The organism is Streptomyces sp. NPDC059564 (assembly GCF_042735575.1).
In the GTDB taxonomy this organism is placed as follows: Bacteria; Actinomycetota; Actinomycetes; order Streptomycetales; family Streptomycetaceae; genus Streptomyces.
This window is the reverse complement of sequence record NZ_JBHWBP010000112.1, coordinates 1-21758: the sequence shown is the minus strand read 5'-3', so window position 1 is coordinate 21758 and position 21758 is coordinate 1. Positions and strand designations below refer to the sequence as shown.

10 protein-coding genes and 1 pseudogene are annotated in these 21758 nt (G+C 76.1%); 4 read left to right on the top strand and 7 right to left on the bottom strand.

Features of this window, described 5'->3' with window-relative positions; all coding sequences use genetic code 11:
* The 5 genes and pseudogenes from ACFV0Q_RS20175 to ACFV0Q_RS20155 all read right to left on the bottom strand — a co-directional run.
* The coding region (locus ACFV0Q_RS20175; RefSeq protein WP_385007181.1) for an ABC transporter permease at nucleotides 1-1741 on the bottom strand (1741 nt) is incomplete at its 3' end.
* Between the two features lie 161 nt (nucleotides 1742-1902).
* A pseudogene (locus ACFV0Q_RS20170) lies at nucleotides 1903-2664 on the bottom strand (ABC transporter ATP-binding protein); the annotation flags it as partial.
* On the bottom strand, nucleotides 2661-2954 hold the full coding sequence (locus tag ACFV0Q_RS20165) for an SHOCT domain-containing protein (protein WP_385007179.1): 294 nt from the start codon (nucleotides 2952-2954) through the stop codon (nucleotides 2661-2663). The gene ACFV0Q_RS20165 and the pseudogene ACFV0Q_RS20170, both read right to left, overlap by 4 nt.
* A 125-nt stretch (nucleotides 2955-3079) precedes the next feature.
* Nucleotides 3080-3745, bottom strand: coding sequence for a response regulator (locus ACFV0Q_RS20160; RefSeq protein ID WP_385007177.1), 666 nt, complete (start codon nucleotides 3743-3745; stop codon nucleotides 3080-3082).
* Nucleotides 3742-4950: a sensor histidine kinase gene (locus tag ACFV0Q_RS20155; protein ID WP_385007175.1), complete on the bottom strand. Its 1209-nt coding sequence runs from the start codon at nucleotides 4948-4950 to the stop codon at nucleotides 3742-3744. The genes ACFV0Q_RS20160 and ACFV0Q_RS20155 overlap by 4 nt, the downstream gene beginning before the upstream one ends.
* Before the next feature lie 229 nt (nucleotides 4951-5179).
* On the opposite strand from ACFV0Q_RS20155, the gene ACFV0Q_RS20150 reads away from it, so the two are divergent.
* Nucleotides 5180-5692 (top strand): hypothetical protein, encoded by a 513-nt coding sequence (locus ACFV0Q_RS20150; RefSeq protein WP_385007173.1) that lies wholly within the window; start codon nucleotides 5180-5182, stop codon nucleotides 5690-5692.
* 70 nt (nucleotides 5693-5762) lie between these two features.
* Here the strand turns inward: ACFV0Q_RS20150 and ACFV0Q_RS20145 are convergent, their stop codons facing one another.
* Complete coding sequence (locus tag ACFV0Q_RS20145; RefSeq protein WP_385007171.1) at nucleotides 5763-7016, bottom strand: putative Ig domain-containing protein; 1254 nt, start codon at nucleotides 7014-7016, stop codon at nucleotides 5763-5765.
* A gap of 142 nt (nucleotides 7017-7158) precedes the next feature.
* Nucleotides 7159-8052, bottom strand: coding sequence for a LysR family transcriptional regulator (locus ACFV0Q_RS20140; protein WP_385007169.1), 894 nt, complete (start codon nucleotides 8050-8052; stop codon nucleotides 7159-7161).
* A gap of 522 nt (nucleotides 8053-8574) precedes the next feature.
* Here ACFV0Q_RS20140 and ACFV0Q_RS20135 point away from each other — a divergent pair.
* From ACFV0Q_RS20135 to ACFV0Q_RS20125, 3 genes are read left to right on the top strand one after another with little or no spacing between them, the layout of a single operon-like run.
* Nucleotides 8575-16539 (top strand): SDR family NAD(P)-dependent oxidoreductase, encoded by a 7965-nt coding sequence (locus ACFV0Q_RS20135; RefSeq protein ID WP_385007167.1) that lies wholly within the window; start codon nucleotides 8575-8577, stop codon nucleotides 16537-16539.
* Nucleotides 16532-21364 (top strand): beta-ketoacyl synthase N-terminal-like domain-containing protein, encoded by a 4833-nt coding sequence (locus ACFV0Q_RS20130; protein ID WP_385007165.1) that lies wholly within the window; start codon nucleotides 16532-16534, stop codon nucleotides 21362-21364. Before ACFV0Q_RS20135 ends, ACFV0Q_RS20130 begins: the two co-directional genes overlap by 8 nt.
* Nucleotides 21354-21692: an acyl carrier protein gene (locus ACFV0Q_RS20125; protein WP_385007163.1), complete on the top strand. Its 339-nt coding sequence runs from the start codon at nucleotides 21354-21356 to the stop codon at nucleotides 21690-21692. The genes ACFV0Q_RS20130 and ACFV0Q_RS20125 overlap by 11 nt, the downstream gene beginning before the upstream one ends.
* Nucleotides 21693-21758: the final 66 nt, after the last annotated feature.

Here is a 21758-nt window from a genome sequence, read left to right as displayed (position 1 = left end):
CCACCCAGTGGGTCGGCCAGACGAGGTAGACCAGCAGGATCGCGGTGAGCACGGGGAGTGCCGCCACGGCGGGCGCCAGTTTCGGGCTGAGGCCGCTGCCTCCGGCGCCGAACGCGGGGGCGCTGATGGCCACGTCACCGGCGAAGGAGCGGGCCACGGTGCGGTCCATGGTGGCCTTGAGGGAGGCGCCGAACACGGTGAAGAGGCAGACGACGGCGACTCCGATCATCAGTGCCGTCGCGGTGGCCGCCGTCCGGGCGGGGCTGCGCGCGGCGTTGCGGCCGGCGAGGGCGCCGGTGACCCCGCGCAGGCGGTGCAGGGGGCGCGCGAGGATCCGTACGGCGTACGAGGACGCGACCGGCCCGAGGACGACGAACGAGGCGGTGGCCAGCACCGCGCCCGCCGCCGACAGCCACAGGGACGGCACGGCCAGGGCCGCGGTCAGCAGTGCCGCGAGGGCGACGGCGCCGAGGGCGGCGCCGGTGACCGTCCTGGCCCGCGAGGTCCCGGAGCGGTCCACGGCGCTGTCGCGCAGGGCGGCGAGCGGCGCCGTCCGTCCGGCCCGTACGGCGGGCAGCACGGCCGAGCCGAGGCAGACGGCGACGCCGACGGCGAGCGGCAGCAGCAGCGAGGTGCCGCTGACAACCAGGCTCCCGTCGGGGAAGGGGAATCCGATGGCCGGGAAGAGCGCCTGGAGGCCCGCGGCGATGCCGATGCCGCCGAGCAGGCCGGCCACGGAGGCGACGACCGCGACGGCGGCGGCTTCGGCCAGGGTGCCGGCGAGGATCTGGCGGCGGGCCGCTCCGAGGGCGCGGAGCAGGGCGTTCTCGCGGGTGCGCTGGGCGACGACGATGGCGAAGGTGTTGTGGATGCTGAAGGTGGCGACGAGCAGGGCGATGCCGGAGAAGACGAGCAGCAGGGTGGTGAACAGGGTCAGGAACCGGCCGGAGACCATGTCGGTGTTCTCCTGGGCGGACTCCTGTCCGGTGATGGCCTCGACGTCGTGCGGCAGTGCCGGGGCGAGCGCCTCCACCAGGTGGCGCTGCGTGGTGCCCGGGGCGGCCCGTACCTGCAGGGAGGCGGCCTGACCGGGGGTGGCGGTGAGGTACTTCTCGGCGTCCGCGCGGGTCATGCCGGTGTACGTGACCTGCCCCATGCCGTCGGCGCCGCCGAAGGTGGCCAGGCCGACGATCGTGACCCGGACCGGGTCGGGGGTGCGCAGCACGGTCGTGTCGCCGAGGCGGAGGCCGCCCTGGGAAGCGGCGCCGCGGTTGACGACGACCTCGCCGGTGCGGACGGGGGCGCGGCCTTCGGAGAGCCGGTACGGGTTGAGGCCCGGGTCCGTGATCCAGTTCCCGGCGAGGGTGGGCGGGCCCTGGCCGCCGACGGGGCTGCCGTTCTTGCCGAGGAGCTGTCCCGCGCCCTGGATGGCGGGTTCCACGGCGGCCACGCCGGGGACGGTACGGAGCCGTTCGGCGAGGTCGGCGGGGACGGTGCCGCGGCTGCCCTGGGTCTGGCCCGGGGTGGTGACGACGCGGGTGCTGCGGACGACGGCGTCGGTGCCGTTGGCCGCCGACGCGAACATGGTGTCGAAGCCGGCGCGGAGGGTGTCGCCCATGACCAGGGTCCCGGCGAGGAAGGCGACGCCGAGGAGGACGGCCGTGAAGGTTCCGGCGAAGCGGCGTCTGCGGGCACGCAGCGAGGCGGTGGCGAGACGGAGGGTGGTCCGGGCCGCGCTCATGCCGGCCTCCTCGTGGTGGTCGCGTCCGCGGGGAGCGCCGTGGGGCGGGGGTCGGCGGGGCGGGGGTCGGCGGGCCGGGCCTCCGTGGCGCGGGCGTCCGCTGGGCGGGCGTCGCTGGGGCGGAGGTCCGCAGGCCGAGCGCCGACAGGCCGGGCTTCCGTGGAGCGGGCGTCGAAGGCTTTGAGGCGGTCCAGGACGCGGTCCGCGGTGGGGGTCGGCATGCGGTCGACGAGGCGGCCGTCGGCGAGGAAGACGACCTCGTCGGCGTGGGCGGCGGCGACCGGGTCGTGGGTGACCATCACGACCGTACGGCCCATCTCGCGCACCGCCCGGCCGAGCAGTCCGAGCACCTCCTCGCCGGAGCGGGAGTCGAGGTTGCCGGTCGGCTCGTCGGCGAAGACCACCTCGGGCCCGCCCGCCAGGGCGCGGGCGACGGCGACGCGCTGCTGCTGGCCGCCGGAGAGTTCGGCGGGCCGGTGGTGGAGGCGGTCGCGGAGACCGACGACGTCGATCAGGGTGTCGAGCCACGCGGCGTCGGGCCGGGTGCCGGCGAGGTCCAGCGGGAGGGTGATGTTCTCGGCCGCGGTGAGGGTGGGGACCAGGTTGAAGGCCTGGAAGACGAAGCCGACGCGTTCGCGCCGCAGCAGGGTGAGCCCGCGGTCGTCGAGGGCGCCGAGCTCGGTGCCGCCGATGAAGGCGGAGCCGGAGGTGAGCGTGTCGAGTCCGGCGGCGCAGTGCATGAGCGTGGACTTGCCGGATCCGGAGGGCCCCATGATGGCGGTGAAGCGGCCGGCCGGGAAGTCGGTGCTGACCCCGTCGAGGGCCCGTACCTCGGTGGCGCCGCTGCCGTAGACCTTGACGGCGTCGACGACGCGGGCGGCGGCGCGGTCGCCGCCGCCCGGTGTGGTGGTGGCGGTGCTCATGCGGCACCGTCCTTGAGGGAGCGGCCGAACTGCTCGTCCAGGACGGACAGCCGGCGCCAGTACTCGTCCTCGTCGATCTCGCCGGAGGCGAAGCGCCGGCCCAGGATCGCGATCGGCGAGCGCTCGCCGTACGTGGCCTCACGGCCCTGCCACGGGCCGCGGCGCGCGCCGCGCCATCCGGTGCGGCGCAGCACGGTGACGACGGTGATCACGACAGCCGCCCAGACCAGCGGGAAGAACAGCACCCACGGGCCGGGCCCGTCGTACGCGAGGGTGGTCAGGGTGTTCATCTCGGTTCAGCTCCTCGGAAGCGCGGGGTTTTCGTCTCGCTCCGAGACTGGCTCCGGTAGGGGTGCCGGGTCGTCGTACGGCCGGCTGCACCGGGTGTACTTCCACGGGAGTACGCCCGCCGGGGTCAGCCGAGCCAGCCGGGCCGGACCAGCCCGGATTCGTAGGCCAGGACGACGAGTTGGGCGCGGTCGCGGGCGCCGAGCTTGACCATCGTGCGGCTGACGTGGGTCTTGGCGGTGAGGGGGCTGACGACGAGCCGGCGGGCGATCTCCTCGTTGGACAGGCCCATGCCGACCAGGGCCATGACCTCCCGCTCCCGGTCGGTGAGCCGCTCCAGGCCGGCCGCGGTGGCGGGCTGTTTGGAGCGGGCCGCGAACTCCGCGATGAGACGGCGGGTGACTCCGGGCGAGAGCAGGGCGTCGCCGTCCACCACCGCCCGGACCGCCCGGAGCAGTTCCTCCGGCTCGGTGTCCTTGACGAGGAAGCCGGACGCGCCGGAGCGGATCGCCTCGAAGACGTACTCGTCGAGCTCGAAGGTGGTGAGCATGACCACCCGCACGGCGGTCGGCGCCCCGTCCCCGGTGATGGCCCGGGTGGCGGCGAGCCCGTCGAGCCCCGGCATCCGGATGTCCATGAGGACCACGTCGGGGAGCAGTGCGCGCACGAGCCGGACGGCCTCGTCCCCGTCGGCCGCCTCCCCCACGACCTCGATGTCGGGCTGGGCGTCGAGCAGGGCCCGGAAGCCCGCCCGGACGAGCAGCTGGTCGTCGGCGAGCAGCACGCGGATCACGGGTCCTCCTGGGGCGGGGCGGCGGCCTTCAGCGGGAGTCGGGCGATCACCCGGAAGCCGCCGTCCGGGCGCGGCCCGGCCTCGATGGTGCCACCGATGGCGGCGGCCCGCTCGCGCATGCCGGCGAGGCCGTTGCCGCTGCCGCCCGCGGGGTTGCCGGTGGCCGGGCCGTCGTCGTCGACGCGCAGTTCGAGGGTGTCCGGCAGCCAGACGAGGCGGATGCGGGCGGTGCGCGAGCCGGAGTGGCGCACCACGTTGGTCAGTGCCTCCTGGAGGATGCGGAAGGCGGCGAGGCCGGCGCCGGGCGGCAGGTTCCGGGCTCTTCCTTCGGTGGCGGTGGCCACGGTGAGCCCGGCCGCGGCGGCCTGTTCGAGGAGGTCGGGGAGCCGGTCGAGGCCGGGGGCGGGGGTGCGGGGGGCGGCGCCGGGGGCGCGGAGGGTGTCGAGGACCTGGCGGACCTCGCCGAGGGCCTCCTTGCTGGCGGCCTTGATGGTGGTGAGCGCCGTACGGGCCTGTTCGGGGTCGGTGTCGAGCAGGGCCAGTCCGACCCCGGCCTGGACGTTGATCACCGAGATGCTGTGGGCGAGGACGTCGTGCAGCTCGCGGGCCATGCGCAGCCGCTCCTCGTCGGCCCGGCGGCGGGAGGCGGCCGCGCGCTCGGACCGTTCGCGGGACCACTGTTCGCGGCGGACGCGGACCAGTTCGAAGACGGCGAGCATCGCGAGGACCCAGGCGGTGATGCCCAGTTCCTGCTCCCAGGGTGCCGGGCCGTCCCCGGGGGGCGGGAGCCATCGGTAGAGCCAGTGCCCTATGAGGAGGTGGCCGGCCCAGAGCAGGGCGACGGCCCCCCAGGCGGCCTTGCGGTGCCCGGAGATGACGGCGGCGAAGCAGGCCACGGCCAGGCTGACGAAGACGGGGCCGTAGGGGTACCCCGCTGCCAGGTACACCAGGGCGACGGCGCTGACCGCGTACACCACGGCCACCGGGTACCGGTGCCGTACGACGAGCAGGGCGGGCCCGAGCAGCAGCAGGACCCGGGCCCAGACGTCGAGCGGGACCCGGCCGCTCTGCGCCTGCGCGGCCCAGCCGGAGCCGACCTGGGCGAGGACGGCGACGAGCAGCGCGGACCGCCAGCCCAGGCCGCGCCCGGCTCCTTCCGCCCATCGTCGCCACGGAGGACCGGGGCGTTCGCGCTCTTGTTCCATACCGTCACGCTAGACGCGGGCTCCCGTCACCGGCGTCACCCCGGCGTAGCGTTTCCGGTGTACTCCCCCGGTAGTACACCGCCCTGCGCCCCGCGATGGGTCCGTGCGCGCATTCCGGCCAATCATTGATGTGCCCATGACATCTCATGACCCTTGTGGGACATTCCGTGACGCACTCCGCACCGGCCTCGCACCACACCCCCACAAGGACGTGTCAAGGAGGAGCGACATGCTGCACCTCGCGCAACCGCGCCTGCGGAAACTGGGCATCGCGGCCCTGGCCCTCGCGGCCACCGTCGGCGGCGTCACGACCGCCACCGCCTCGCCCGCTGCCGACCAGAAGGTCGACGGCGTCATCGTCGTCGCGGGCAACACCTGCACCTGGAGCAACGCCCGCGCCAGTGCCAATCCCCCCACCGCCCTCACCGTCGACCGCACCAGCATCAACAAGCCCGGCGGCAACCTCGCCTGCGACGGGGGCATCACCGCCTCCCTCAACAACAACCCGGCCTTCACCTTCGACGACACGGCCGGCACCGCCCGTACCGACCTGATCGACATCACCGGGCAGCAGAGCTTCATCTCCTGCCGCTACAAGGCCACCAACATCGTGTGGGACCGGGACGGGACGACCAGGAAGTACGTCAACCGGGCCTTCACCGCCACCAAGAGCTCGGGCAGCTTCCTGTGTCCGGGCTCCGTCACCACCGCGGCCGGTGGCGCGTCCATGCTGTTCCACTGACCGCCGGCCGGTTCCGCTCTCCCTCCGGTCGCGTACGCCGCGAGGGTGAGCGGGACCGGACCAGGGCCCGTCAGAACCAGCCGAGGGCCAGAGGGAAGGTGGCGGTGGAGGCCGTCGCGGCGGAGTCGGTCGCGGTGGCGGTGATCTGGACGGTGCCGGTGGCCCAGGGCTTGCCCGTGATCCGGCCGGTGACGGCGTCCAGGGTCAGCCCGAAGGGGAGTCCGGTGGCGGTGTAGCGGACGGGGGACTTGCCGCCCGTGGTGGTGAGCTGGACGGTGCAGCTCTGGTTGAACTTGCAGCTCTGCGGACCGGGGTTGACCAGCTTCAGGTCACCGGGAGTCGGCGTGGGCGTCGGCGTCGGCGTCGGCGTCGGCGTCGGCGTGGGCGTCGTGTCGCAGCCGGGAGTGGCCTCGGGTGGCAGCGGGACGCGCCAGATCTGGGTGTCGTTCTCGGAGCCGACCAGCAGGTTCGCGCAGTCGGCGTACGTCACCGTCTCGCCCTGGGACTGGGCGGGCAGGGCGACGTCCGCGAGCTTGGTCCCGGCGGCGCTGTAGACGGAGGCCGTGTTGGCGCCGAACGGCCCGCCGCTGCGCAGGGTGTACGAGGCACCCGACGGCGAGAACGCGCCGTCGGTGGCGAAGACCGGACCCGGCCGGACCGCGGTGAGGGTGCCGAGCTGTCCGGCGACGGGCGGCAGGGGAGCCTTGTACAACTGCCCTGCGGAGCCTATGAGTTTGCTCGCGATGTAGATCTGTCCGGTGACGGGGTCGGCGAGCAGGGACTCCGCGTCGTGCTTGCCGTCGGCGTAGGCGAAGCGGTACGTCACGGGCGTGACCGTGGCGTTGGCGAGCTGGTCGGGCTCGGGGAAGCCGTGCACGGCGATCTCGGCGCGGTTGCCGAAGTTGTCCCCGATGTCGCCGACCAGGATCGCCGGGCCGCCGGCCGCGTCCTTGCCGAGCGTGAGCCCTTCCCAGTCGGTGTTGCCGACGCCGGACAGCGTGAAGGTGGCTTTGAGCTGCCCGATCGCGCCGTTGCAGTCGATGGCGAAGACCTGGTTGGTGTTGCCGCTGTCGTTGACGGCGTAGAAGACGTTGGGGTGCTTGCGGCTCATGGCGAGGCCGCTGAGTTCCGTCAGGCCGCCCGGGAGGGTGCACTTCTTCTCGGGTGCCAGGGCGCCGGCGGCCGCGGGTACGCGTGCGGGTGTCGGCGCGGATCCGGCCGGGGAGGCGGTGGCGTCGGCCATCCAGGCGACCGCCGGGAGGAGGGTGGCGAGGGCCGCGGTCGCGAGGGCGGCGGCCCGTGGGGGTGTGAGGAGTCGGGGCATGCGCACCATCTGAGGGCCCGCTCGTCGGCGGCGCCAGCGGCAACGGCCTCCCGTTTGAGCATCGTTCAATGCCGGGCGGGCATGACTGCCGGGCCGCAAGGGCGATTCCGGTCAACCGCACCGGCGCCCGCCGGGACCCCGGTCAGCGCACCGGCTCCCGCAGGGGCGCGTTGTGCCGCGCGTGCGCGATGAACGCGCGCGCCGCCCGGCCGAGCGAGCGCCGGGCGTGCACGATCCCCACCGGACGCAGCAGGGGCGGGGTGAAGGAACGGATCTCGGCGCGGCTGCCGAAGGCCCTGGTCACGACGTCCCGGTACCAGATCAGGGACCCCCGGCCGTCCGTCACGCCCGTGACCCAGGCGAGGCGCTCGTCCACCTCCAGGGTGGGAATGGGGCGTACGCCCAGGCAGCTGAACATGGCCTCCATCTCGGTGCGCCGGCCGGTCCCCGGGCAGGGCAGCACCATGGGCAGTCCGTCGAGCATCTGGAAGGGCATCGGGTCGGGGAGCCGTGAGCCCATCGGCGAGATGAGCACCACCTCGCGCTCCTGGATGTGGTGGGTGGACAGCCCGCTGTCGACGGGCAGGTCGACCAGCGCCAACTCGGCTCTCCCCTCGGTCAGTTCCCGGACCAGGACCTCACGGCTGTCGTGCTGCTGGAGCCGCACGTCGACGCCGGGATGGCGTTCGGTGAAGCCGGGCACCAGATCGGAAGCCAGATCGAGGGCCAGGGTGGGGGTGGTGGCGAGGGTCAGTACGTCCCGGGCGTCCTTGCCGTGCGGTGTCCCGATGTCGTCGATGGCCTCCACCGCGTTCAGGACGGTGCGGGCCAGTCGGACGACCCGGGCCCCTTCCGGCGTGAGGTCCACCCCCCTTCCCCGGCGGGCGAGGAGTTCGACGCCGAGGTCGCGTTCCATGGCCTGGACCGCCCGGGAGAGGGCGGACTGGGCGACGAAGACCGAGGCGGCCGCCCCGGTGATGGAGCGGCAGTCCGCGACGGCGACGAGGTAGCGGAGCTGCGCGAGTGTGGGGGTCATGACCGGACGGTAACCGCGCCATGCTGTACCTGTAAGGGCCGTCGGGTGAACAACTGTCCGACTCCCGGAGGGTTTTCATGCCGGGTCGGCGACGAGGCATACCGGTGCGGCATGTCCCCGGGCCGGTCCGGTACGCCGCCCCGCGCGGCCGCGCCCGCCGCCCGGGCGGGCAACGGCCCAGGCCACCGGCTCGGCGGGGGCCGGATCGCGGCCGTTCCGGGGGGTGTCCGGAATGCGGCGGGCGTGGCAGGGAACCGAAGCAACGTACTCCGTATGCCCGTTGACAGTGCGCGCCGGCCCCCGCACGATGCAACCCGGCATCGGGGAATTTGACCAAGGTTCAATCCCGCCGTAGGCGTGGCGGGCCGCCCGGCCGATTGGTGCACCGTGCCGCGACGGGTCGTGTCCGTGTCGCGGCGCCCGTCCCGCCGTCCTTCGTAGCTCGGCCCCGGCAACCGCCCGGGGGCGTACCAGCACGCCCGGTCCTGCGACATGTGACACAGCACTCGATGAGGAGCGCCCGTGACCCCCCAGCCCGAGCCGTCCCCGCAGTCCGCCGCCGCGCGCGATCTCGTCGTCGCGCTGACCCCCTTCGAGGAACCGAACCCGAGGATCACGGCCGCCGCCGAGCGGGCCGGGGCGCTCGGCCTGCTCGACCTCGGGCGGGATCCCGGTGCCGCGCGGGCGGCCTTCGCGGAGCTGGGTCGCCGGCTCGGCGCGGGCCGCGGCGACGGCGGGCCCCGGTACGGGGTGCGGGTGCCCGCCGGGTGCCCGCTGGGGCCCGGCGAGCCGCCGCCCGAGGTGGACACGGTGCTGCTCGCCGACCCGGCGGACCACACCCCGGAGCGGGTCGCCGCATGGGCCGCGGGCGGGACGCGCCGGGTGTGGGCCGAGACGGTGAGCCCGCAGGAGGCGCGGGCCGCGGTGGCCGCCGGGGCGGTGGCCGTCGTCGCCAAGGGCCACGAGGCGGCGGGCCGGGTCGGGCCGGCCACCACCTTCGTGCTGCTCCAGCAGCTGCTGGCGGGGCCCGGCCTCGGGGTGCCCGTCCTCGCGTACGGCGGCATCGGACCGCACACGGCGGCCGCGGCCGTCGCGGGCGGAGCCGCCGGGGTGCTGGTCGACGTACAACTCGCCCTGACGAACGAAGGGATGGCAGATCTACCCGGTGAAGTGGCGGCCGCACTGCGGGCCATGGACGGTTCCGAGACACGACTGGCCGACGGGCACCGGGTGTTCGCCCGGCCGGACCTGCCCCTGCCCGAGGGGCCGGTGGCCGCCCTGCTCGGAGCCCGGGACCTGCGCGCGCAACTGCTGCCCGTCGGGCAGGACGGCGCCTCGGCCGCCCGGCTCGCCGCACGCCACCGGACCACGGGAGGCGTCCTCCAGGCCGTACGGGCCGCCGTGACGGGGCACTTGGAGGCCGCGGTACGGGCCCGGCCCCTGCTGCGGGCACGGCCCGTCGCCCAGGGCCCGATGACCCGGGTGAGCGACCAGGCGGCCTTCGCCGAGGCGGTGGCCGCCGAGGACGGGGTCCCGTACCTGGCCCTCGCGGTGATGGAGGGCCCGGACGTACGCCGCCTGCTCGCCGAGACCGCCGAGCGGCTCGGCGACCGGCCCTGGGGCGTCGGCCTCCTCGGCTTCGCCCCGCCCGAGCTGCGCCGGGAGCAGCTGGCGGCCGTGGCCGAGGTGCGCCCGCCGTACGCGATCATCGCCGGGGGGACTCCCGCCCAGGCGGCCCCGCTCGAAGCGGCCGGGATCGCGACCCACCTGCACGTGCCCTCGCCGGGCCTGCTGGAGCGGTATCTCGCCGAGGGCGCGCGGCGGTTCGTCTTCGAAGGGCTGGAGTGCGGGGGGCACGTCGGGCCGCGGGCCTCGTTCCCGCTGTGGGAGGAGCAGATCGAGCTGCTGCTCACCTGCCCCGAACCGGCCGCGCTGGACGTGCTGTTCGCGGGCGGCATCCACGACGCCCGGTCCGCCGCGATGGCGGTGGCGGCCGCGGCCCCGCTGGCCGAGCGCGGGGCGCGGATCGGCGTACTGATGGGCACCGCCTACCTGTTCACCGAGGAGGCCGTGGCGGCGGGCGCCGTGCTGCCGGTCTTCCAGCGGGCGGCCGTGGAGTGCGCGGACACCGTCCTCCTGCACACCGCGCCGGGCCACTCCACCCGCTGCGCGGCCACCCCGTACGCCGAGACCTTCGAGACGACCCGGCGGCGGCTCGCCGAGGACGGCACCGATCCGCGCACGGCGTGGGAGGAACTGGAGCGGCTGAACCTGGGGCGGCTGCGGATCGCGAGCAAGGGCCTGCGCCGCGGGGCGCGGGCGGACGACTCCGGGCTGGAGGCCGTCGGCGAGGAAGAGCAGTACGCCGAAGGGCTGTTCATGCTCGGCCAGGCCGCGACACTGCGTTCCGCGACGACGACGATCGCCGCGCTGCACGCGGAGGTGACCACCAGGGCGAGCGAGGTGCTGCGGCGCCGGGCCGCGGATTTCACGGCACCGGACGACGCGGCGGCCGCGGCCGCCGGGCCGCTCGACATCGCCATCGTCGGAATGGCCTGCGCCTACCCCGGAGCGCCCGACCTCGCCGCGTACTGGGCGGCGGTCCTGGCCGGGAAGGACGCGGTGACCGAGGTCCCGGCCGAGCGCTGGGACCCGGCGCTGTACTACGACGCCGACCCGGCGCGGGCCGGCGAGCGCACCCCGTCCCGCTGGGGCGGGTTCCTGGACCCGGTGCCCTTCGACGCCCTCGCGCACGGCATCCCGCCGGCCTCGCTGGCCGGGATCGAGCCGGTGCAGCTGCTGGCACTGGAGATCTCGGCACGGGCCCTCGCGGACGCCGGGTACGGCAAGGAGCGCGCCTTCGACCGCTCGCGCACCTCGGTGGTGTTCGGCGCGGAGGCCGGGACCGAGCTGGCGGGCGCGTACGGGCTGCGCGCACTGCACCCCGCCTATCTGGGCGAGCTGCCGCCGGAGTTGGACGACCAACTGCCGCGGCTCACCGAAGACTCCTTCCCCGGCGTCCTGGCCAATGTGATCGCGGGCCGGGTCGCCAACCGCCTCGACCTCGGCGGCGCGAACTGCACGGTCGACGCCGCCTGCGCCTCCTCGCTCGCGGCCCTGGACCTGGCCTGCCGCCAACTGCGCGACGGGGACAGCGACATGGTGCTGTGCGGGGGCGCGGACGTGCACAACGGCATCAACGACTACCTGATGTTCGCCTCCGTACGTGCCCTGTCGCCGACCGGCCACTGCCGGCCCTTCGACGCGGCCGCCGACGGGATCGCACTCGGCGAGGGCGTCGGGGCGCTGGTCCTCAAGCGGCTCGCGGACGCGGAGCGGGACGGCGACCGGGTCTACGCGGTGGTCAAGGCGGTCGGATCCGCCAGCGACGGCCGCTCCCTGGGGCTGACCGCGCCCCGCCCGGAGGGCCAGCGGCGGGCGCTGGACCGGGCCTACGCCAGGGCCGGAATCGCGCCGGGCGAGGTGGGCCTGGTCGAGGCGCACGGCACCGGGACGGTGGTCGGCGACAGCACCGAACTGGCCGTATTGAACGACCTGTTCACCTCCGCCGGGGCGGCTCCCGGCTCGTGCGCGCTGGGCTCGGTGAAATCGCAGCTGGGCCACACCAAGTGCGCGGCCGGGCTGGCCGGGCTGATCAAGGCGGCCCGGGCGGTGCACGCGGGCGTACGGCCGCCGACCCTGCACATCGACGCGCCGAACCCGGCGTGGGACGCGGACCGCAGCCCCTTCTTCTTCGACACCCGGGCACGCCCGTGGGCGGTGCCGGTGGAGCGGCGGATCGCCGGCGTGAGCGCCTTCGGCTTCGGCGGCACCAACTACCACGCCGTGCTGGCCGGTTACCCCGGCGCGGCGGAACCGGCGCACGGCCACGAGGAGTGGCCCGCCGAGCTGTTCTGCTTCCGCGGCGAGGACCGGCGGGCGGCGGGCCGGGCGATGGCGCGGCTGGCGGCGCGGCTGGAGGAGAACGACACGGCCGGGCGGCCGTGGGCGCTGCGCGATCTCGCGGCGGAGGTCTCCGGCGCCGGCGGCGGGATACGGGCCGACGGAAGCCGGGCGGTGGTGCGGGTCGCGGTCGTCGCCGGGGACCTGGACGAGCTGGCGGAACGGCTGGAGCGGGCCCGGGCGTTCACGGCGGGCCCGGGGGTCCACGTACGGGAGGAAGGGGCGGATCCGGGCCGGGTCGCGTTCCTGTTCCCGGGGCAGGGCAGCCAACGGGTCGGGATGCTCGCCGAGTTGTACACCGCGTTCCCGACCCTGCGCGAGCAGCTCGACGATGCCCCCGAGGCGGTCGTCTCGGCGGTGTTCCCCCCGGCGGCGTTCACCGCGCAGGCGCGGGCGGAGCAGCGGGCCGCCGTCACCGACACCCGGGTGGCGCAGCCCGCGCTCGGGCTGGCGGGGGTCGCGGCGTACCGGCTGCTCGCGGGGCTCGGCGTACGGCCGGACTGCGTGGCCGGGCACTCGTACGGGGAGCTGGTCGCGCTGTGGGCGGCCGGGGTGTACGGGACGGCGGACCTGCTGCGGCTCAGCGGGCGCCGGGCCGGCGCGATCCTCGCGGCCGCCGGGGACGACCCGGGCGCGATGGCGGCGGTGGCGGCCGCGCCCGAGGAGGTACGGGAGCTCGTGGAGCGGGCCGGGTGCGTGGTGGCGAACCACAACGCGCCGCGGCAGTGCGTGATCTCGGGGCCCACGGCGGCCGTCTCGGCGGCGGTGGACGCCCTGCGGGGGGCGGGTCTGTCGGCGGAACTCCTGTCGGTGGCCTGCGCGTTCCACAGTCCGGTGGTGGCGGGCGCGGCGGCGGACCTGACCACCGAGTTGGCCGGTACCGCGCTGGCGGCGGCCACCGTCCCGGTCTGGTCGAACACCACGGCCGGCCCGTACCCGGCCGATCCCGAGGCCGTACGCGACCTCGTGGCCCGGCAGGTGGCCTCGCCGGTCCGCTTCGTGGAGCAGGTGGAGGCCATGTACGCGGCCGGGGTGCGGACCTTCGTGGAGGCCGGGCCCGGGCGGGTCCTGTCGGGGCTGGTCGGCCGCATCCTGGGCGGGCTCCCGCACACGGTGGTCCCGCTGGACGTGCCGGGCGAGCCCGGGCTGCGGCGGCTGGTCACGGCGCTGGCGGAACTCGCGGCGGCGGGGGTCGCGGTGGACCCCGAGGCGCTGTTCCGCGGCCGGTCGGCGCCGCTCCCGGCGCGGGCTCCGCGTCGGCCGGGGTGGCTGGTGGACGGCCACCTGGTCCGCACCGCCGACGGCACCCCGGTCCCGGGCGGCCTCCGCCCGGCCCGCCGCGTGGCCGCGACGGCGGCTCTGGCCGCGGCGGTGGCGCCGGTTGCAGCGCTGGGGGCGGCCCTGGCGCCAGCGGTGGCATCGGCCCCGGGGACGGCCCCGGTCGGGGCCCCGGCTCTGGCGGTGGGCCTGGCACCGGTAGGGGCCACGGTCCCGGATGCGGCTCTCGCACCGGTGGCGGCCTTCGCCCCGGCGGTGGCGTCAGCCCCGGGGCCGGTCCCGGTTGAGGCCCCGGCTCGGGTTGAGGCGTCGGCTCCGGTAGGGGCCACGGTCCCGGGGACGGCTTCCGCCCCGGTAGTGGCTCTGGCCCCAGTGGTGGCGGCGGCCGCGGGGACGGCCCCGGTCGGGGCTCCGGCGGTGGCGCTGGTCCCGGTAGGGGCCGCGGCGCCCGGCTCGGCCTCCGCCCCGGCTTCGGACCGCCGCGAGGAGGTGCTGCTGGCGTACCTGCGCGGGACCCGCGAGCTGGTCGCGGCACAACGCGACGTGATGTTGGGCTACTTGGGCGCGGCTGCGCGCGCACTGACGTCGGCGACGGTGCCGATGTACGCGGCTCCCGCCACCGAGGCCGCTTCCGGCGGGGTGCAACCGGGCGGAGCGCCGGCGGTCGGAGTCCAGCCCTTCGGGACCGCACCCGTCGCGGCCCAGACGGGATGGGCCGCCCCTGTCGGGGCAGGGCCCGTCGGAGCCACGCCTGACGGGGCCCCAACACTCGGGGCCCAGACACTCGGAATCCAGACCCTCGGCGCCACGCCTCTCGGCGCCCAGACCTTCGGGGGCGCACCCGTCGGCGCCCAGACCGGCGGAGTCCAGACCGGCGGAGTCCAGACCGGTGGGGCGGTGGCTGGCGGGGCAGTGGCCGGCGGGGCCCAGACCTTCGGGGCCGCACCCGTCAGCGCCCAGACCGGTGGGGTCCAGACCGGTGTGGCCGTGGGCAGCGGCGCCCAGACCGGTGGGGTCCAGACCGTCGGGGCCCAGACCGGTGGGTTCCAGACCGGTGGGTTCCAGACCAGTGGGCTCCAGACCGGTGCGCTCCAGACCGGTGGGGCGGTGGGCGGCGGCGCCCAGACCGTCGGGGCGGTGGCCGGCGGGGCCGCGCGCGTCGGGGTTCGGACCGGTGGGGCGGAGGCCGTGGCGCAGGTGCCCGGGCCGATGTCGGCGGAGGGGGTGATGGACGTGGTCCTGGAGATCGTCCACACCCGGACCGGATACCCCCGGGACATGCTCGACCCCGAGCTCGACCTGGAGGCGGACCTGTCCATCGACTCCATCAAGCGCGTCGAGATCATCGGCGCCCTCGCCGACCGCATCGGGCTCCCCCGGGACGCCGGCGGCTCCGCCGAGTCCGCGGTCGAGGAGCTGTCCCGGATCAAGACCCTGCGCGGGATCGTCGACTGGATCACCTCCCGCACCGCCACCCCCGACGCGTCCGCACCGGTCCAAGAACAGACCACGGACTCAGGGATCCCGGGCCCGACAGCCGGGACGCCGGGCCGGCTGACACCGGACCACGTCGGGGCCCCGGACCCGACGGCCGCGGCGCCGGGCCGGACGGCACAGGCCCACGTCCGAGCCGCGGACCCGTCGGCTGCGACGCCAGGCTGGATGGCCCCGGTCCAGGACCAGACCCCGAACCCGACGGCTGGGACGCCGGGTTGGGCAGCACCGGCTCACGTCCAGGCCGGGGGCCCACCGGCCCCGGGCCCGACGGCCGGGACCCCGGGCCGGACGGCACCGGCACCGGCCCCGGTCCCCGTCGCACGGCTGCGCGTGGACCTGGTGCCCGTGGAGGCCGCCGTCGGCAATCCGGCCGGGCTCGGCGGTCTGCGGGTCGGGGTGGTCGAGGACGGGCAGGGGCTGGCCCGTGCCCTGGCCGCGGCCCTGCGGGAGCACGGCGCCGAGCCGCACCTCCTGGCGCGGCCGGAGCCCGGATACCAGGCGCTCGTCGACCTCTCCGCGCTACGGACCGGTCCGGCCCCGGCCGGGTCCGGGAACGAGCCGGAGCCCGTCCTGCCCGACGCGTTCGGCGGGCTCCAGCGCGCCCTCACCGGCGGGGTCGGGCGGCTGCTCCTCGTCACCGCGCCCGGCAGCGCCGGGGCCGGTCTGCACGGCTTCGCCCGCAGCGCGGCCATCGAGTTCCCCGGCACCCTGGTCCGTGCCGTGGGCGTCCACCCCAAGGAGGCCCCGGAGCAGGTCGCCGCCCAGCTGCTCGCCGAGCTGGCCGGGACGCCCGACGGGCCCGCCTCGGTCGGGTACACCGCCGAGGGGCAACGGGTCTGCCGCCGCGCGGTACCCGCTCCCCTGGCCGGCGCGGACCTCGCCGCCCCGCCCCTGGATCCCGGCTCCGTGGTGCTCCTCACGGGCGGCGCCCGAGGAATCACCGCCCGCAGCGCGCTCGCGCTGGCCCGCGCCACCGGCTGCCACGTCGAGCTGATCGGCCGCACGCCCGAACCACCCGCCGCCGCAGACGAGTTCGGGCAGGCGCTCGACCGGGTCGCCCTGCGCGCCGCCCTGATCGGCGCGGGCCTGCGCACCCCCGCCGAGATCGAGGCCGCGGCGTCGCGGATCCTCGCCGAGCGCGAGGTACGGGCCAGCCTGGCGGCCCTCGCCGAGGTGGCCGCTTCCGTGCGCTACCACTGCGCGGACGTCACCGACGAGCAGGCCGTACGGGCCGTGGTGGCCGACGTACGGGCCCGGCACGGGCGGCTCGACGGCATCGTGCACGGGGCGGGCACGCTCCGCGACGGGCTGCTGGCCGACAAGCAACCGGCGGCCTTCGCCGAGGTGTTCACCACCAAGGTAGCCGGCGCGAGGCACCTCGCGGCCGCGGCCGCCGAGCACGGCGCCACCCCCGCACCCCGGTTCCTCGTCCTGTTCGGCAGCGTCGCCGGCGTGTACGGCAACCGCGGCCAGACGGACTACGCCGCCGCCAACGACGCGCTCGACACGCTCGCCCTGACCTGGGCCGACACCTTCCCCGGCCGGGTGCTCTCTGTCGACTGGGGCCCCTGGGCCGCCGAGGCGGGCGGGATGGTCACCCCCGAACTGGAACGGGCGTACGCGCGGCGCGGCGTCCCGCTCATCACCCCCGAGGCGGGCACCGCCGCGTTCCTCGCGGAACTCGCGCACGGCTCCGACGTACAAGTGGTCCTGATGGCGCGGGAGGACGGCGGCCGTGGCGATGAGTGAGCGACGCCAGGGGCGGCGCGGGCCGCGGCCGACCGACGCGGCGATCGTCGGGATGGGGGCGGTGTTCCCCGGCGCCGGGGACCTGGCCGCGTACCGCCGCAACCTCCTCTCCGGTACGGACTCCATCGGCGAGGTCCCGCCCGGGCGTTGGGACCCGGAGGTGTACTACGATCCGGCGGCCGCCACGGGCACGCCGGCCGGCGACCGGTTCTACTGCCGGCGCGGCGGGTTCGTCGACGGCCTGGCCTCCTTCGACCCGACCCGGTTCGGGATCATGCCGACCGCAGTCGAGGGCGCCGAGCCGGACCAGATGCTGGCCCTGCACGCGACGGCCGAGGCCATCGCCGACGCGGGGGGCGAGGAGCGGCTGCCGGCCGACCGCTCGCGGATCGGGGTGGTGCTGGGGCGCGGCGGGTTCATGGGCGTGGCCACGGCCCGGCTGGACCAACGGGTCCGAACGGCACACCAGTTGGCGCAGACGTTGCGCGAACTCGCCCCGGAACTGGGCGAACGGCGGATCGCGGAGGTGCGTTCGGCCTTCCAGGAAGCGCTGGGGCCCGAGCGTCCCGACGCCTCGATCGGGCTGGTGCCGAGCTTCACGGCCGCCCGGACGGCGAACAGGCTGGACTTCCGGGGCCCCGCCTACACCCTCGACGCGGCCTGCGCCTCCTCGCTGCTGGCCGTGGACCAGGCGGTGGGGCTGCTGGCCGGCGGGCGCTGCGACGCGGTGGTGGCGGGGGCGGTGCACCACTGCCACATCGCCACGCTGTGGAGCGTGTTCACGCAGCTGCGGGCGCTGAGTCCGAGCGAGCGGATCCGGCCCTTCGACCGGCGGGCCGACGGCACGCTGCTGTCGGAGGGCACGGGGGTGGTGCTGCTGAAGCGGCTGGCGGACGCGGAGCGCGACGGGGACCGGATCTACGCCGTCATCCGGGGCACCGGGGTGGCCGGGGACGGCCGGGCGGCCAGCCTGATGAGCCCCCTGGTCGCGGGCCAGGTACGGGCCCTGGAGCGGGCCTGGCGGGAGGCCGGGCTGGACCCCCGGGCGGCCGGTTCGCTGGGGCTGCTCGAGGCGCACGGCACCGGTACGCCCGTCGGGGACGCGGCTGAACTCGACACGCTGGCCCAGGTGTTCGGGCCGTCGGACGGCTCCGGACCGGGGATCGGCTTCGGCTCGGTGAAGTCGATGGTCGGACACACCATGCAGGCCTCCGGCATGGCCGGGCTGATCAAGGCCGTGCTCGCGGTGCACGAGGGGGTCCTGCCGCCGACGCTGCACCTGGAGGAGCCGCACCCGGACCTGGCCCGGACCCGGATGCGGCCGGTGACGGCGGCGGAGCCCTGGGAACGCGGCCCCGAGCCGCGGCGGGCGGGGGTCAACGCCTTCGGGTTCGGCGGGATCAACGCGCACGTGGTGCTGGAGGAGGCGCCGGGGTCCGCGTCGCGGCCCGCGGCGGCGGCCCCCGTACGGCGGTTCCTGCCGCTGGGGAGCGCCTCGCCGGTGGACGCGGCCGCGCGGGACGACGTACTCCTGCTCGCGGCGGACGGCCCGGCGGAGCTGGCGGCGCTGCTCGCGGGCGGGGTGTCCGCCGGGCAGGGGCCGTGCCGGCTGGCGGTGCTCGGGCCGACTCCGCAGCGGCTGGCGCTGGCCGCGAAGGTGGTGGCGCGGGGCCGGGCCTGGCGCGGGCGCGGGGACGTGTGGTTCACGCCGGAGCCGCTCGGCGGGCGGGTCGCGTTCCTCTTCCCGGGCCTGGAACCGGAGTTCGCGCCGGTGCTCGACGACGTCGCGGACCGGCTCGGCCTGGACCGGCCGCGGCTGAGCCGGGGCGGCGAGCTGATGGAACGGGCCCTGGACGCCATCGCGACGGGCCGGTTCTTCGCGCGGGTCCTGCCGGAGCTGGGCATCGGGGCGGACGTCCTGGCGGGGCACAGCCTGGGCGAGTGGGCGGCGATGGTCGCGGGCGGGATGTACCCGCCGGACGCGGCCGACGCGTTCCTCGCCTCGCTGCGGCCTGGCTCCTTGAAGGTCCCCGACCTCGTGTACGCGGCGCTCGGCTGCGGGGCGCGGCGGGCCGAGGCCGCGCTGCACGGGGTCGACGGGGTGGTGGTCAGCCACGACAACTGCCCGCACCAGTCGGTTGTTTGCGGCGATCCCGCCGGGGTGTCGGAGGTCCTGGACCGGCTGCGCGCGGAGGGGGTGCTGGGGCAGGTGCTCCCGTTCCGGTCGGGCTTCCACACGCCGATGTGGGAGCCGTACCTGGGCCAGGTCCGGTCCGCCTTCGCGCACCTGCCGCTCCGGCCGCCGGCCCTCCCCGTGTGGTCGGCGACGACGTGCGCCGCGTTCCCGTCCGCGCCGGAACCGGTACGGGAGCTGGTGGAACGCCACCTCTTGGAGCCGGTCCGCTTCCGCGAGTTGACCCTGCGGCTGTACGAGGACGAGGGCGTGCGGAGCTTCGTGACGCTGGGCCCGGGCAGCCTGCCGGGCTTCGTCGAGGACACCCTGCGCGAACGCCCCCACCTCTCGGTGTCGACCGCGTCCCCGCGCCTCCAGGGCCTGGCGGCCCTGCGCCGCACCTGCGCCGCCCTCTGGACCGAGGGCCACACCCCGAACTGGCACCGCCTGACCCCGGCCGACGCGACGGACCCCCGGTCCGGGGCGGCGCCCTCCGGCCAGGGCACGGCCGTTGCCCCCGAGCAGGGCGCGGTGGCCGGCCGGGCCGGGGGTTCAACCTCCGAGCCGGGGCGCGTGCCGCCCGAGGCGGGCGCCGGCCGGACGGTGGCGCTGGACCTCGGGTCGCCGCTGGTGCGGCTCGGCGAGGCCGCGAAGACGGCACTCGGCGGTCTGCTGGCGGCGCCCGCGCCGCCGACGACGGCCGACCGCCCGGTTCTGCTGTCGGCGCTGGACACCGTCCTCGCCGACACCCGCTCGGCGGCCCGCAGCGTCACCGAAGCCTGGTCGGCCGCGCACCCGCCGGCTTGGGCCAGCCCCGGCACGCCCGTGGCGGCACCAGCGGGTGCCACCCCCGGCCCCGGCACGCCCCCGCCGGCTCCGGAGGCTCCCGCCCACGACACCGTCACACCCCCGGCGGCATCCCCGGATGCCATGCCCGGACCCGGCACACCCCCCGAGGCTCCGGCGGATCCCGCCCACGACACCGGCACGCCCCCGGCGGTACCCGCGCATGCCGCCGGGGCTCCGGGCCCCGCCCGCGGACCCGTGGCGCCCACGGGGGCTACGGGCGCGCCCGCCCTGCCACCGGAAGGTTCGGGGAGGGCTACGGGGCAATACACCCTGCGGCTCTCGCTCGGCGCGCTGCCCTACGTCCGCGACCACTGCGTCTACCTCCAGCCCGACGACTGGCCCGAGGACTCCGACCGGTTTCCCGTCGTGCCCATGACCACCATGCTGGAGCTCGCCGCCGACGCCGCCCTCCGGGGCGCCCCGCCCGGCACGGCCGTCCTCGGCTACGACGACGTACGGGCCCTGCGCTGGCTCCCCGTCGAGCCCGCCGTCGACATCCCGGTCGCCGCCGCCCCCGCCGGCCCCGGCCGGATCCGCGTCACCCTCGGCGAGTACGCCACCGTCGTCGTCCTGCTCGGCACGCACTACGCCGAGCCCCCCGCCCCCGACACCACACCGATCCGGGACCCGCGCCCCGCCCCCGTCAGCGCCGAAGGCCTCTACCGCGACCGGTGGATGTTCCACGGCCCCCGCTTCGCCGGGGTCCACGAGGTCCGCACCGTCGGCGACGACGGCATCCGCGGCGTGCTGCGGGCGCTGCCCGACCCCGGTGCGCTGCTCGACGCCGCCGGGCAGCTCTTCGGGCACTGGATGCAGCTCCGGCTGCCCGTCGACCGGCTCGTGTTCCCCGCCACCGTCGGCCGGATCCGCTTCTACGGGCCCCTGCCCGCCCCGCACTCCCTGGTCGGGGCCACCGCCCGGATCCGCGAGGTGCGCGACGTCACCGTACGGGGCGACCTCGACCTGCTCGACGCCGCCGGCCGGCTCTGGGCCCGGATCGACGGATGGACGTACCGCCGCTTCGGCGCCGACGAGCGGGTCTGGCCGATGAAGTTCACCCCGGAGGTGTGCGGCATCGGCGAACCCCAGCCCGCCGGCTGGTGCCTGGCCCGCCGCCGGTGGACCGACCCCGCCTCGCAGGAGCTCGTGATGCGCCGCTACCTCGGCGCCGCCGAGCGCGTGGCGTACGAGGGGCTGCCCCTGCGCGCGCGGGCGCCCTGGCTGCTGGGCCGGATCGCCGCCAAGGACGCGGTCCGCAACCTGCTGTGGGACGGCGGCGCCGGTCCCGTGTTCCCGGCCGAGGTACCGGTCGGCAACGCCCCCGACGGCCGCCCCCTCGCCGAGGGCCCGCTCGCCCGCGGACTGCGGCTGTCCCTCGCCCACAAGGACCGGGTCGCCGTCGCGCTCGCCCACCGCACGCACCCGGTCGGCATCGACGTGGAGACGGTGACCGCCGACCCCGACGCGCTGATCCGGATCGCCCTCACGCCGGACGAACTGCGCCTGGCCGAAGCCCTGTCGGACCGGGAGGGCACCGGCCTGCCCGCCGCCCTCACCACGCTCTGGTGCGCCAAGGAGGCCGCCGCCAAGGCGGAGGGCACCGGCCTCGGCGGACGCCCGCGCGACTGGGCCGTCACCGACGACCCCGCCTCCGGCGGCCTTCGGGTGCTGTCCCCGGGCGGTCACCCGCATCCCGTCCGCACCACGGCGCTGCCCGACGGCCACGTCGTCGCCTGGACCGCCCTCCCGGCTTCCTCCTCCCCCGTCCCCTTCCCCCTCATGGAGACCCGCCATGGCCACTGACATCCTCGCCGAGATCACCGGAATGATCGTGGAGATCGTCGGCGACGAGTTCCTCCTCTCGGACGAGATCACGATGAGCACGACCTTCAACGAGGACCTCGCCCTGGAGAGCATCGAGTTCGTGGCCCTCGCCGAGCTGCTGCACCACCGCTACGGCGCCGGTGTGGACCTGATGGGCTTCCTCTCCGAGAAGGACATGGACGGCATCCTCGCCATGTCGGTCGGTGAACTCGTCACGCACATAGGCCGGATCACCCACGACTCCCTGGCCCGCGCGGCGGCTCCGGCCGCCGCCCCCTCGGCCCCGGCCAGCACCCTGGCCGGCTGAGCGCCATGGCCTCCGTCTCCGCGGGCGCGCGCCGCGGGCGCGTACAGCAACGGCCGTCGGCGGCCG

What these genes read in the sequence shown, in the direction of transcription:
- ACFV0Q_RS20165 (WP_385007179.1), bottom strand. Translation starts at nt 2,954, where the DNA reads ATGAACACCCTGACCACCCTCGCGTACGACGGGCCCGGCCCGTGGGTG.
- ACFV0Q_RS20155 (WP_385007175.1), bottom strand. Translation starts at nt 4,950, where the DNA reads ATGGAACAAGAGCGCGAACGCCCCGGTCCTCCGTGGCGACGATGGGCG.
- ACFV0Q_RS20150 (WP_385007173.1), top strand. Translation starts at nt 5,180, where the DNA reads ATGCTGCACCTCGCGCAACCGCGCCTGCGGAAACTGGGCATCGCGGCC.
- ACFV0Q_RS20145 (WP_385007171.1), bottom strand. Translation starts at nt 7,016, where the DNA reads ATGCCCCGACTCCTCACACCCCCACGGGCCGCCGCCCTCGCGACCGCG.
- ACFV0Q_RS20140 (WP_385007169.1), bottom strand. Translation starts at nt 8,052, where the DNA reads ATGACCCCCACACTCGCGCAGCTCCGCTACCTCGTCGCCGTCGCGGAC.
- ACFV0Q_RS20130 (WP_385007165.1), top strand. Translation starts at nt 16,532, where the DNA reads ATGAGTGAGCGACGCCAGGGGCGGCGCGGGCCGCGGCCGACCGACGCG.
- ACFV0Q_RS20125 (WP_385007163.1), top strand. Translation starts at nt 21,354, where the DNA reads ATGGCCACTGACATCCTCGCCGAGATCACCGGAATGATCGTGGAGATC.